Source organism: Acinetobacter sp. GW821-FHT09D10 (genome assembly GCF_059416285.1).
The window spans coordinates 1-580 of the sequence record NZ_JBWKOW010000020.1 but is presented as its reverse complement, the minus strand read 5'-3'; the positions used below and the strand labels follow the sequence as shown (position 1 = coordinate 580).

Annotated in this window: 1 protein-coding gene and 1 pseudogene; both read left to right on the top strand. The window is 48.6% G+C overall.

All coding sequences use genetic code 11. The annotated features are described in order from the left end of the window. Window positions 1–255 (top strand): annotated as a pseudogene (locus tag AC07M3_RS19060) (3-oxoadipate CoA-transferase); the annotation flags it as partial. An 11-nt stretch (window positions 256–266) separates the two neighbouring features. Next, window positions 267–580: thiolase family protein (locus AC07M3_RS19055; RefSeq protein ID WP_494568034.1), on the top strand; the 314-nt coding region annotated here is incomplete at its 3' end.

The following is a 580-nucleotide window of genomic DNA, read 5'->3' as shown; positions in this document are numbered from 1 at the left end:
ATGGATTTGGCTGTGGGTGCCAAGAAAGTATTTATCACCACGGACCACGTGACCAAGCAAGGTGAACCGAAGATTGTGGCTGAGCTGAGCTATCCGGTTACGGGTAAACACTGTGTTGACCGTATTTACACCGATCTTTGTGTGATTGATGTGACTACCGATGGTTTAAAGGTGATTGAGAAAGTAGAAGGTCTTAGCTTTGAGGAGTTACAGGCTTTGACTGGTGCAACTTTGATTGATGCGACACAAGGGTAAGGAAGTAGGAAATGACATTCAAAAATGCTTATATCATCGATGCCATCCGTACCCCATTCGGCCGTTATGCAGGTGGCCTTGCCCCTGTTCGTGCCGATGACCTTGGCGCTGTGCCGATTAAAGCTCTCATGCAACGTAACCCGAATGTGGATTGGGAACAGGTCGATGATGTGATCTATGGTTGTGCCAACCAAGCCGGTGAAGACAACCGCAATGTTGGTCGTATGTCAGCACTACTTGCAGGTTTGCCGTATCAAGTGCCAGCAACCACCATTAACCGTTTGTGTGGTTCTTCACTCGATGCGATTGCTATGGCTGCCCGTGC